General features: G+C 45.2%; 10 protein-coding genes. All 10 read left to right on the top strand.

The genetic code is table 11. The features are described 5' to 3' along the window. Window positions 1–4 precede the first annotated feature (4 nt). The gene (gene rimP / locus CWO27_RS06025) at window positions 5–460 is read left to right on the top strand and encodes a ribosome maturation factor RimP (protein ID WP_004738265.1); all 456 of its coding nucleotides are present in this window, start codon (window positions 5–7) and stop codon (window positions 458–460) included. A 35-nt stretch (window positions 461–495) separates the two neighbouring features. Further along, the gene (nusA, locus tag CWO27_RS06020; RefSeq protein ID WP_017059230.1) at window positions 496–1,983 is read left to right on the top strand and encodes a transcription termination factor NusA; all 1,488 of its coding nucleotides are present in this window, start codon (window positions 496–498) and stop codon (window positions 1,981–1,983) included. Between the two features lie 22 nt (window positions 1,984–2,005). Next, window positions 2,006–4,696 (top strand): translation initiation factor IF-2, encoded by a 2,691-nt coding sequence (gene infB, locus CWO27_RS06015; protein ID WP_055319587.1) that lies wholly within the window; start codon window positions 2,006–2,008, stop codon window positions 4,694–4,696. A gap of 134 nt (window positions 4,697–4,830) precedes the next feature. After that, window positions 4,831–5,244, top strand: coding sequence for a 30S ribosome-binding factor RbfA (gene rbfA, locus CWO27_RS06010; protein WP_017065964.1), 414 nt, complete (start codon window positions 4,831–4,833; stop codon window positions 5,242–5,244). Further along, window positions 5,244–6,197, top strand: a complete 954-nt coding sequence (gene truB / locus CWO27_RS06005) for a tRNA pseudouridine(55) synthase TruB (protein ID WP_050620004.1) — start codon at window positions 5,244–5,246, stop codon at window positions 6,195–6,197. The genes rbfA and truB overlap by 1 nt, the downstream gene beginning before the upstream one ends. A 218-nt stretch (window positions 6,198–6,415) precedes the next feature. Further along, window positions 6,416–6,685, top strand: coding sequence for a 30S ribosomal protein S15 (gene rpsO, locus CWO27_RS06000; protein ID WP_010436144.1), 270 nt, complete (start codon window positions 6,416–6,418; stop codon window positions 6,683–6,685). 378 nt (window positions 6,686–7,063) lie between these two features. After that, window positions 7,064–9,184, top strand: a complete 2,121-nt coding sequence (gene pnp, locus CWO27_RS05995) for a polyribonucleotide nucleotidyltransferase (RefSeq protein WP_019819855.1) — start codon at window positions 7,064–7,066, stop codon at window positions 9,182–9,184. 124 nt (window positions 9,185–9,308) lie between these two features. Beyond that, window positions 9,309–10,232 carry a lipoprotein NlpI gene (gene nlpI / locus CWO27_RS05990; RefSeq protein WP_048658156.1) on the top strand — a complete coding sequence of 308 codons (924 nt, stop codon included), beginning with the start codon at window positions 9,309–9,311 and terminating at the stop codon, window positions 10,230–10,232. A gap of 153 nt (window positions 10,233–10,385) precedes the next feature. After that, a complete protein-coding gene (locus tag CWO27_RS05985) occupies window positions 10,386–10,793 on the top strand; it encodes a MarR family winged helix-turn-helix transcriptional regulator (RefSeq protein ID WP_009847536.1) in 408 nt (135 codons plus the stop codon). A gap of 89 nt (window positions 10,794–10,882) precedes the next feature. After that, window positions 10,883–12,220, top strand: a complete 1,338-nt coding sequence (locus CWO27_RS05980; RefSeq protein WP_055319586.1) for an MATE family efflux transporter — start codon at window positions 10,883–10,885, stop codon at window positions 12,218–12,220. Window positions 12,221–12,232: the final 12 nt, after the last annotated feature.

The following is a 12,232-nucleotide window of genomic DNA, read 5'->3' as shown; positions in this document are numbered from 1 at the left end:
TTAAATGACTGGTTTAGAAAGACAACTTACTGAAATGCTTGACGCTCCAGTAGCAGCATCAGGTTATGAGTTAGTTGGATTAGAATTTATTCGTGCTGGTGAGCACTCAACGCTACGTATTTACATCGATTCACCAAACGGTATCAATGTAGATGATTGCGCTGAAGTTAGTCACCAAGTAAGTGCCGTAATGGACGTTGAAGATCCAATTTCAGTGGCTTATAACCTTGAAGTGTCTTCACCAGGTTTAGAGAGACCACTGTTCAAAGCAGAGCATTACCAACAATTTATTGGTCACGAGGTAAGCATCGTTTTGAAAATGGCTGTCGGCAACCGTCGTAAATGGAAAGGTGATATCCAATCTATCGAAGGCGAGACAGTGAAAGTATTGGTTGAAGGACAAGAAGAAGAATTCGTCCTGAGCAATATTGCGAAAGCTAACCTGATCCCTAAATTTTAGTTCTCCTAGAGAGAAGAGCTTAAGAGGCTAGATTAATGAACAAAGAAATTTTGGCGGTAGTAGAAGCTGTTTCTAATGAGAAAGCAGTTCCTCGTGAGCGTATTTTTGAAGCGCTTGAAATCGCGCTTGCAACGGCAACAAAAAAGAAAAGCGAACTAGAAATTGAAGTTCGTGTTGAAATCGACCGTAAAACGGGTGATTTCGAAACTTTCCGTCGTTGGGAAGCTGTTGAGGAAGTTGAATTCCCAACAAAAGAAATCTCTATTGAAGCTGCAAAGTACGATGACCCAGAGATCGAACTTGGCGGTTTCATTGAAGATGACATCGAATCAGTAACGTTTGACCGTATTACCACTCAAACGGCTAAGCAAGTTATCGTACAGAAAGTACGTGAAGCTGAACGCGCTCAAATCGTTGAACAGTTTATTGATAACGAAGGTGAGCTAGTAACTGGTGCAGTTAAGAAAGTTAACCGTGACACTATTATCCTAGACCTAGGTAACAACGCTGAAGCGGTAATCCTTCGTGATGACCAACTTCCTCGTGAAAACTTCCGTCCAGGTGACCGTGTTCGTGGTCTTCTTTACGCAGTTAAACCAGAAGCTCGCGGTTTCCAGCTTTTCGTTACTCGTTCGAAGCCAGAAATGCTAGCTGAACTATTCCGTGTTGAAGTGCCTGAGATTGGTGAAGAGCTAATTGAACTTAAAGGTGCAGCACGTGACGCGGGTTCTCGTGCTAAAATCGCTGTGAAAACAAACGACAAACGTATTGACCCAGTTGGTGCGTGTGTTGGTATGCGTGGTGCACGTGTGCAAGCTGTTTCTAACGATCTTGGCGGTGAGCGTATTGATATCGTTCTTTGGGATGATAACCCGGCTCAATTCGTAATCAACGCAATGGCTCCTGCTGATGTTGCTTCAATCATCGTTGATGAAGACGCACACTCTATGGATATCGCTGTTGAAGCGGATAACCTAGCACAAGCTATCGGTCGTAGCGGTCAAAACGTACGTCTAGCTTCTCAACTTACTGGTTGGGAACTGAACGTAATGACTGTTGCTGACCTTGAGAAGAAGCACCAAGAAGAAGCAGTTGCTTCTATTGAAAACTTCATGAAGCACCTAGACATTGAAGAAGACTTTGCTCAAATGCTTGTTGAAGAAGGCTTCTCTACGCTTGAAGAAGTAGCATACGTTCCTGTGAACGAGCTTCTTGAAGTAGATGGTCTAGATGAAGGTATCGTTGAAGAACTACGTAACCGCGCGAAAGACGCACTGACTACTCTAGCGCTAGCGAAAGAAGAAACTTTCGATGGTGTTGAGCCTGCTGAAGACTTACTTGCACTTGAAGGTCTTGAGCGTGAAATGGCTTACAAGCTAGCAGCAAAAGGCGTTGCGACATTGGAAGACCTAGCTGACCAAGGCGTTGATGAACTAGAAGGCATCGAAGACCTAACTGCAGAGCGCGCAGGCGAGCTAATTATGGCTGCGCGTAACATCTGTTGGTTCGGCGACGAAGAATAATTCAGCAAGGAGAGAAAGCGGTATGACACAATTAACAGTTAAAGCACTGAGTGAAGAGATTGGTACGCCAGTTGACCGCTTAATTGAACAACTTGCTGATGCAGGCATGAAGAAATCAGGGTCGGATCAAGTGACTGATTCAGAGAAGCAAACATTGCTAACGCACCTTAAAAAGGAGCACGGCGATACTTCTGGTGAAACAGAACCGACTCGTTTAACTCTTCAACGCAAGACCCGCAGCACGCTAAGTGTTGCCGCTGGAGGCGGTAAGAGTAAGGATGTTCAAGTAGAGGTACGTAAAAAACGTACTTACGTGAAGCGCAGCACTATTGAAGATGAAGCGAAACGTGAAGCTGAGGAAGCGGCTAATCGTGAAGCGGAAGAGAAAGCACAACGCGATGCTGAAGAGCAAGCGAAACGTGATGCTGCAGAGAAAGCACAGCGCGAAGCCGAAGAAAAAGTAACACGTGAAGCGGATGCAAAACGTGAAGCTGAAGAGAAGGCTCAACGCGCACAAGCTGAAAAGGCTAAAAAAGACATGAATTCAAAAAATGCAGACGCTAACGCACAAGCGAAAAAAGAAGCGGATGAACTTAAAGCTCGTCAAGAGCTAGAAGCAACTCGTAAAGCAGAAGCTGAAGCAGCTAAGCTTGTTGAAGAAGCTCGTAAGTTAGCAGAAGAGAACCAAGAACGTTGGTCTGAAGAAGAGAAGAAGAAGAAAGAGCAAGAGAAATCTGCGGATTACCATGTGACTACTTCTACTTACGCTCGTGAAGCTGAAGATGCGGCAGATAAGAAAGATGAGAAAGCACCTCGTCGTCGCAAGAAGAAAGCAGCTCCTGCTAACCAACCTGCAAACAACCGTGGTGGTCGTAACCAACGTGGTCGTGGCGGTAAAGGTAAGCTTGCTAAACCAACTTCAATGCAGCAAGGCTTCGATAAGTCAGCGACTGTTGCTAAATCTGACGTTGCTATCGGCGAAACTATCGTTGTTTCTGAACTGGCGAGCAAAATGTCAGTTAAAGCAACTGAAGTTATCAAAGTAATGATGAAGATGGGCGCTATGGCGACTATCAACCAAGTGATCGACCAAGAAACAGCACAACTTGTTGCTGAAGAAATGGGTCACAAGGTAATCCTGCGTAAAGAAAACGAACTTGAAGAAGCAGTACTAGCTGACCGTGATAGCGATGCTATCGCTGAAGGTCGTGCTCCTGTTGTTACTATCATGGGTCACGTTGACCACGGTAAAACTTCAACACTTGATTACATTCGTAAAGCACACGTTGCTTCTGGCGAAGCTGGCGGTATCACGCAGCACATTGGTGCTTACCACGTAGATACTGACAACGGCATGATCACTTTCCTTGATACTCCTGGACACGCGGCGTTTACCGCTATGCGTGCTCGTGGTGCTCAAGCGACAGATATCGTTGTACTTGTAGTTGCAGCAGACGATGGCGTAATGCCACAAACAATCGAAGCAATCCAGCACGCGAAAGCGGCAGGCGTTCCTCTGATTGTTGCTGTGAACAAGATCGATAAAGAAGGTGCAAACCCAGACAACGTTAAGAATGAGCTAGCTCAATACGACGTTATCCCTGAAGAGTGGGGCGGCGAGAACATCTTCGTTCACATCTCTGCAAAACAGGGCACAAACATCGATGGTCTTCTAGAAGCAATCCTTCTTCAGTCTGAAGTTCTTGAGCTTACAGCGGTTAAAGAAGGCATGGCGTCTGGTGTTGTTGTTGAATCTCGTCTTGATAAAGGTCGCGGTCCAGTTGCAACAGTACTAGTACAGTCTGGTACTCTAAACAAAGGCGACATCGTTCTTTGTGGTCAAGAGTACGGCCGTGTTCGTGCAATGCGCGATGAGAACGGCAGAGACATCGAAACTGCAGGTCCATCTATCCCTGTAGAAATTCTAGGTCTTTCTGGCGTACCTGCGTCAGGTGACGAAGCGACTGTTGTACGTGATGAGCGTAAAGCACGTGAAGTTGCTAACTACCGTCAAGGTAAATTCCGTGATGTTAAACTAGCTCGCCAACAAAAAGCGAAACTAGAGAACATGTTCGCGAACATGACGGCGGGTGAAGTTGCTGAACTTAACGTTGTACTTAAAGCTGACGTTCAAGGTTCTGTAGAAGCGATTGCTGACTCTCTACTGAAACTATCAACTGACGAAGTTAAAGTGAACATCGTAGGTTCTGGTGTTGGTGGTATTACTGAAACTGATGCAACTCTTGCTGCAGCTTCTAACGCTATCATCCTTGGTTTCAACGTTCGTGCTGACGCAACTGCGCGTAACACGGTTCAGAACGAAAACTTAGATCTACGTTACTACTCAATCATTTACCAACTGATTGACGAAGTTAAACAGGCGATGGGCGGTATGCTTGCTCCTGAATTCCGTCAAGAGATCATTGGTCTTGCACAAGTTCGTGACGTATTTAAGTCGCCTAAACTTGGTGCAATCGCTGGTTGTATCGTTACTGAAGGTACGATTAAGCGTAGCAACCCAATCCGTGTACTTCGTGAAAACGTTGTTATCTACGAAGGTGAATTAGAGTCACTTCGTCGCTTTAAAGATGACGTTCAAGAAGTTAAGAACGGTTACGAATGTGGTGTCGGCGTTAAGAACTACAACGACGTTCGCGTTGGTGACCAGATCGAAGTATTCGAAATCGTTGAGGTTAAACGTACTCTAGACTAATCAGTCTGTACGACTCGACATATTGACTAAGGTTACTAACATTACTTATAAAGGTAATAAGTAATCGGTTGTTGAATACACCATGGGGGGCTGGTAATTACCAAGCCCCCCATCTTTCTAAGTGAGAAAAGAAAATGTCAAAAGAATTTAGCCGCACACAACGTGTGTCTCAGCAGCTTCAAAAAGAACTTGCTCTTATCCTCCAACGTGAAGTTCGTGACTCACGTATTGGTATGGTAACTATCTCAGATGTAGAAGTGTCTCGTGACCTTGCTTACGCAAAAGTGTTCGTGACTTTCCTATGTGTTGGTGAGCAAACACCTGAATCATGTCTTAAAGCTCTTAAAGAGCATGAAGTGCCAGTTCGTATGGCTCTTGGTAAGCGTATTCGCCACCGTTTAACGCCTGAAGTTCGTTTTACTTACGACAACACACTAGTAGAAGGCATGCGTATGTCTAACCTAGTAAGTGAAGTTCTGAACGACGACAAGCGCAAGCAAGAAGAAGCTGGCCGCACTGATGAAACTCAGTCTAAGGGCGAAGAGTAATGGCTCGCCGTCGTAAAGGTCGCCCTATCAACGGGGTAATTCTATTAGATAAGCCGACTGGCATTTCGTCTAATGATGCACTGCAAAAAGTAAAGCGTATTTACTTTGCAGAGAAGGCAGGGCACACCGGTGCTCTGGATCCTCTTGCGACTGGCATGCTGCCAATTTGTCTTGGTGAAGCAACGAAGTTCTCTCAGTTTCTTCTAGATTCTGATAAGCGCTACGTTGTTATCGCTAAGCTTGGTGAGCGTACCAATACCTCTGACTCTGATGGTGAAGTGGTAGAGACACGTGATGTCAACGTGACTCAAGAACAGCTTGAGCGTTGCATTGCGAGCTTCAAGGGTGAAACCGATCAGATACCATCAATGTTTTCGGCATTGAAGTATCAAGGTAAGCCTTTGTACGAATACGCGCGTGCAGGTATCGAGGTTCCTCGTGAGTCTCGTAAAATCACTGTGTACTCTATTGAATTGCTTCGCTTTGAAGGTGATGAAGTTGAAATGGAAGTGCATTGTTCGAAAGGCACATACATCCGTACAATTACCGACGATCTTGGTGAAATGCTCGGTTGTGGTGCTCACGTGACCATGCTTCGTCGTACAGGTGTCGCGAAGTACCCATACGAGCGTATGGTGACTTTGGAGCAGTTAAACGAGATCTTAGAGCAAGCACAGGCGCAAGAAATTGCACCGAAAGAGCTGCTTGACCCACTGCTGATGCCAATGGACACTGCCGTTGAAGATTTACCAGAAGTAAACCTGAACGCGGAACTGACTGACCTTGTTCAGCACGGTATGCCCGTCCAGGTTGCTGGTGCTCCAACTGAAGGCACGGTTCGTATGACAAGTGGCGAAGAGAAGCTGTTTGTCGGCGTTGCTCAGATTGGCGAAGATGGCCGAGTTGCACCGAAGCGTTTGGTTGTTTTCAGAGATGAAGAGCCACAAGCGTAGCGCTTACATAGAGTCTGATATTAGCGGTTCGCCTTGAAATGCGAGCAAATAAGACAGAAAGCGAACGCCTAATTTAGGTGGTTCGCTTTTTTCGTTTTCAATGGGTTCGATTGTTATTGCACCAACTGACAAACTTCCCTATAATCCTCGGCTCGCGTAGCGGCTGAATCAGAGATTGGCTGCTACAAATATAAACTTACTCTTATCAGGAGAGAATTATGTCTCTGAATGCAGAAACTAAAGCAGCAATCGTTGCAGAATACGCACAATCTGAAGGCGACACAGGTTCACCAGAAGTACAAGTAGCACTACTTACTGCTTCTATCAACCACCTACAAGGTCACTTCAAAGCGCACAAACACGATCACCACAGCCGTCGTGGTCTACTACGTATGGTTTCTAGCCGTCGTAAGCTTCTTGATTACTTGAAAGGCAAAAACCTTGCTCGTTACCAAGACCTAATCAAGCGTCTAGGCCTACGTCGCTAATAGCGATGTCTGCAAAGACAGTTTGAAGAAAAGGAGCATTTATGCTCCTTTTTTTGTGCCTGTAAGAAAATGCGAGACCGGATGCTCAGAATATCATCTGGCTTTTTCTGATAGGAAATATATCTCCTAATAAAAATAGTTTATACTACGCCCGCCTATCGCGTTTTCAGCGTTTGGCAATCAACCTCTCAAGAGATTACAGTCACAGATGTCGGCCAATAGGTCGCGACTATTCAAAGGCGGATTTGGTCTTAATTCGGCGTATGAACTCATACAAAGAGTCACCATCCTAAGTCCCTTTTCACTAGTCGCGATTGGTAATATCTTGAGTCATTATTCACTTAATCTAAAGTCTGACTTTAGAGCTAAGGATATACAATGTTTGAAAAACCAGTTGTAAAATCGTTCCAGTACGGTAACCACACCGTTACTCTAGAAACGGGCGTAATTGCACGTCAAGCTACCGCTGCTGTAATGGCGACTATGGACGATACATCAGTATTCGTTTCTGTTGTTGCTAAGAAAGAAGCAGTTGCAGGTCAAGACTTCTTCCCACTAACAGTAAACTACCAAGAGCGTACATACGCTGCGGGTAAAATCCCTGGTGGTTTCTTCAAGCGTGAAGGTCGTCCATCTGAAGGCGAAACACTAACTGCTCGTCTGATTGACCGTCCAATTCGTCCACTTTTCCCAAGTGCGTTTAAAAACGAAGTTCAAGTTATCGCTACGGTTGTTTCTATCAACCCTGACGTAAACCCAGACATGATCACTATGATCGCAACGTCTGCTGCGCTTGCTATCTCTGGTGCTCCATTCAATGGTCCTATCGGTGCTGCACGTGTTGGTCACATCGACGGCGAACTTGTTCTTAACCCATCAAATACTGAGCTTGAAAACTCTAAACTAGACCTAGTTGTGTCTGGTACAGAAGGCGCAGTACTTATGGTTGAATCTGAAGCAGATAACCTATCTGAAGAAGAAATGCTTTCAGCTGTTGTTTACGGTCACGACCAACAACAAGTTGTAATCAAAGCAATCAACGAGTTTGCCGCTGAAGTTGCAACTCCATCTTGGAACTGGGAAGCACCAGCAGTTAACACTGAGCTTAAAGCTCAAGTTGCTGAACTTGCTGAAACTCGTCTATCTGACGCGTACCAGATCACTGAGAAAATGGCTCGTTACGAGCAAGTTGGCGCAATCAAGAACGACGTTGTTGAAGCTCTAATCGCACAAGACGAAAACCTAGATGAGCGCGAAATCCGCGGCATGCTTGGTTCTCTAGAGAAAAACGTAGTACGTAGCCGCATCATCGCTGGCAACCCACGTATCGATGGCCGTGAAAAAGACATGGTTCGTGCGCTAGACGTACGTACTGGTGTTCTTCCACGTACACACGGTTCTTCTCTATTCACTCGTGGTGAAACTCAAGCACTTGTTACTGCAACGCTTGGCACACAACGTGATGCTCAAATCATCGATAGCCTAATGGGTGAGAAGAAAGACAACTTCCTTCTACACTACAACTTCCCTCCATACTGTGTAGGTGAAACTGGTTTCGTTGGTTCTCCTAAGCGTCGTGAAATTGGTCACGGTAAGCTTGCTAAACGTGGTATCCAAGCAGTAATGCCTTCTGTTGAAGAATTCCCATACACAGTTCGTGTTGTATCGGAAATCACAGAATCTAACGGTTCTTCTTCAATGGCTTCTGTATGTGGTACATCTCTAGCGCTTATGGATGCTGGTGTTCCAATCAAAGCTTCTGTTGCAGGTATCGCAATGGGTCTTGTTAAAGAAGGCGACGATTTCGTTGTTCTTTCTGACATCCTTGGCGACGAAGATCACCTAGGTGACATGGACTTTAAAGTAGCAGGTACTAACGCTGGTATCACTGCACTTCAAATGGACATCAAGATCGAAGGTATCACTAAAGAGATCATGCAAATTGCACTTAACCAAGCGCAAGGTGCACGTAAGCACATCCTTTCTGTAATGGATGAAGCTATCTCTGGTGCTCGTGAAGATATCTCTGAATTCGCTCCACGTATCCACACAATGAAAATCAGCTCTGATAAGATCAAAGATGTTATCGGTAAAGGCGGCGCAGTTATCCGTGCTCTTTGTGAAGAAACTGGTACTACAATCGAAATCGAAGACGATGGCACAATCAAGATTGCTGCTACTGAAGGCGCAGCTGCTAAAGAAGCTATCCGTCGTATCGAAGAGATCACAGCTGAAGTTGAAGTTGGCCGCATTTACCAAGGTAAAGTTGCTCGTCTAGCTGACTTCGGTGCATTCGTTACTATCCTTCCAGGTAAAGATGGTCTAGTACACATCTCTCAAATCGCTGACAAGCGCGTTGAGAAAGTGTCTGACTACCTAACTGAAGGTCAAGAAGTTCCTGTTAAGGTTCTTGAAATTGACCGTCAAGGCCGTGTACGTCTAAGCATGAAAGAAGCAGTTGAAACGCCAGCTGAAGGCGAAGCACCTGCTGCTGAGTAATTCTCAGTGTGTCGATGGTGATATCGCTTTTTAGTGATTTCTAACCTATCGTCAACAAAGCATGTTATAAAGGGGAGCATATCGCTCCCCTTTTTTATTGCGGTCATAACAGGAGTAATTATTTGTGAAATGGTTTCAAACCGCGAGTATGTGTTTACTGCTTGTACTAACAGGTTGTGCGACAACATCAGATAACGCCTCACGTTGGGTTTATCCACCGATGGCTGTGCCACTGCAACCAAGCGTTCAGCAAGAAGTTCAAATTGCACGTCTTAGTCAGTTATTACAGCGCCCAGATTTGAACGATGAAGTTCGAGCTAAGATGCTGTTTGAACGGGGTAACTACTACGACAGTGTTGGCCTGCGTGATCTCGCGCGTCTCGACTTCAACCAATCTCTTTCATTGAACCCAGCTCAACCTGATATCTTCAATCTTTTGGGTGTTTACTTTACGCAGGTAGGGGAGTTTGATGCGGCTTATGAATCTTTTGATTCTACGTTAGAGCTTGATCCTGCAAACTCTTACGCAGAAAGAAACCGTTCTATCGCGCTTTATTATGGCGAACGTTACGACTTAGCTAATGAAGAGATGATGAAGCACTATGCCGATGATCCTAGCGATCCGTTTCGCGCTCTGTGGTTGTACATCATTCAGCATGAGCTAACGCCAGAGCAAGCTAAGCTTGATTTACAAAAACGTTACGAGAGTCGCGATGAGCAGTGGGGCTGGGTATTAGTCGCGATTATGCTTGATGACATTACTGAAGAGCAGGCTTTTAAGGCGATCTTAACCGGTACTCGTGACAACACGTTACTAGCGCAGCGTCTAACAGAGACGTACTTCTACCTTGCTAAGCGTTACCATATGAATGGTGACTACGCGAATGCGATCTCTTTGTACAAGTTGTCAGTCTCTTTCAACGTGTATGAATATGTAGAGCACCGCTACTCTTTCTTAGAGCTAAGCCGTATCTTCACCACGCTTAAAGCCGAGCACTTAGCACAAGTTAAGTTAGCTGAGGCTGAAGAAGAAGCCAGCGCTAAGTAAGCAATACATTTTGACTCCGAGAAGCCGCTGCCTGTCAGCGGTTTTTTTATGCTCCTTTTTTATGATCTTCATCTCGTTTTGATTGATTTTTATTTAAACAACATTAAAATAGTTAGCCTTGCTAACTAAATGCTATTCTTTGATTGGGTGAGTATGCTAAACCAGAATTTAGAAAAGATTGAGCGTTTCGCTTCAAAGATATGGCGAACTCAGGTAAATGAAGATCCTATTTGCCAATTGAGCTTTAACGAGTATGACTATTTGAAGGTCATTCAATCCTCTCCTGAACCGATCCGATTGACTGATCTTGCGATTGAGATGCAGGTGACCAAGCCTTCAGCAACCACTATGGTTCAGAGGCTAGAGAGAAAGGGGCTTGTTGAGCGCAAAGCTTCGCTCGAAGATGCGAGGTCTAAGTTGGTTGTACTGACCAGCAAAGCTGAAGTCGGCTTAGAAGAAGAAAGTAAGATCTATCAGGTCATGGCACAAATACTGGAAAGTCGTTTGTCTGAGCAAGAATCTCAGCAGCTAAACCTATTATTAAATAAAGCTTTGAAGTAAATAATTTAGATATTTAGTTAGCCTTGTTAACTAATTTTTCGAGTCATATCTTGTTGATATGCGACTCACAAATGAAAGTAGAGTAAGAAATGAGTAACTCAATTAGTCGTCAGTTTTGGCGATACACAATCCCTACCGTGGCAGCCATGTTGGTTAATGGCCTGTACCAAGTGGTGGATGGCATTTTCATTGGCCGCTATGTGGGGGCTGATGGACTTGCAGGTATCAATGTTGCGTGGCCTGTGATTGGTTCGATTCTCGGTATTGGTATGTTGGTGGGCGTGGGTACCGGTGCACTGGTCTCGATTCGCCAAGGTGAAAAAGATACTCAAGGCGCTAAGCAGATCTTAGCAACGGGCTTAACCTTGTTGTTAGCGATAACGCCTATTGTCTCCGCATTGCTGTTTTTGTTTGCTGATAATTTCTTGCTTTGGCAGGGCGCTGAAGGGCGAGTGTATGAACTTGGCTTGCAGTACTTACACATTCTGATTGGTGCTAGTGTCTTCACGCTAGGTTCGATCGCGATGCCGTTTCTACTGCGTAACGATGACAGCCCTAATTTAGCCACGATATTGATGATCGTTGGTGCTGTGATTAATATCGTACTCGATTACCTGTTTATCGCTCTGTATGGTTGGGAGTTGATGGGCGCGGCACTAGCAACAGCTATCGCACAATTTGTGGTAACGGGCTTAGGTCTGGCTTACTTCTTTTCACGTCGAGCAAATTTACGCTTACGTTGGAATGAGTTACGACTGAAGCTATCGGTTATCCCACAGATCTTCGCCATTGGTACATCAAGCTTCTTTATGTACGCTTATGGTTCGATGATGGTGGCGCTGCACAATGCGTTGTTCTCCCAATATGGCGACCAGTTGATGATTGGTGCTTACGCGATTTTGGGCTACATCGTGACGGTTTATTATCTCACGGCTGAAGGTATCGCCAATGGCATGCAACCTTTGGTGAGCTACAACCATGGTGCGCGTAACCAAGCGAACATTCGTAAGTTACTTAAGATTGCGATGCTGAGTTCGGTATTGATTGGTGTGGCGTTCGTGCTGCTTCTGAACGCATTCCCACGTGAGTTTGTATCAGTCTTTAACTCGGACGAACCTCAGTTAGTTGAGTACACCGTGTTGGGTATTCGACTTCACATGTTTGCCTTAGCCCTAGATGGCTTCTTGGTAGTAGCAGGTGCTTACTATCAGGCAGTGAACAAGGGTAGCAAGGCGATGTTTGTAACGATAGGCAATATGCTGATCCAGTTACCTTTCTTGTACATTATGCCTAAGTTGTACGGTGTGCCGGGGATCTGGATTGCATATCCACTGTCTAATATCGCGTTGAGCGCGGTGGTAATGGTGATGCTCTACAAAGACGTAAAGAAGCTCGACGCCTCGCCGATGGAAACCGCAACGGCATAGGTCGATTTTCTT

Source organism: Vibrio sp. 10N.286.51.C3, from assembly GCF_003050065.1.
Taxonomy (GTDB): Bacteria; Pseudomonadota; Gammaproteobacteria; order Enterobacterales; family Vibrionaceae; genus Vibrio; species Vibrio crassostreae.
This window is presented reverse-complemented; position numbering and strand designations above follow the sequence as displayed.

Bases quoted from the DNA above. Each gene is read 5' to 3' on its own strand.
- rimP (WP_004738265.1), top strand. From the start codon at position 5: ATGACTGGTTTAGAAAGACAACTTACTGAAATGCTTGACGCTCCAGTA.
- rbfA (WP_017065964.1), top strand. From the start codon at position 4,831: ATGTCAAAAGAATTTAGCCGCACACAACGTGTGTCTCAGCAGCTTCAA.
- truB (WP_050620004.1), top strand. From the start codon at position 5,244: ATGGCTCGCCGTCGTAAAGGTCGCCCTATCAACGGGGTAATTCTATTA.
- CWO27_RS05980 (WP_055319586.1), top strand. From the start codon at position 10,883: ATGAGTAACTCAATTAGTCGTCAGTTTTGGCGATACACAATCCCTACC.
- CWO27_RS05985 (WP_009847536.1), top strand. From the start codon at position 10,386: ATGCTAAACCAGAATTTAGAAAAGATTGAGCGTTTCGCTTCAAAGATA.
- nusA (WP_017059230.1), top strand. From the start codon at position 496: ATGAACAAAGAAATTTTGGCGGTAGTAGAAGCTGTTTCTAATGAGAAA.
- pnp (WP_019819855.1), top strand. From the start codon at position 7,064: ATGTTTGAAAAACCAGTTGTAAAATCGTTCCAGTACGGTAACCACACC.
- infB (WP_055319587.1), top strand. From the start codon at position 2,006: ATGACACAATTAACAGTTAAAGCACTGAGTGAAGAGATTGGTACGCCA.
- rpsO (WP_010436144.1), top strand. From the start codon at position 6,416: ATGTCTCTGAATGCAGAAACTAAAGCAGCAATCGTTGCAGAATACGCA.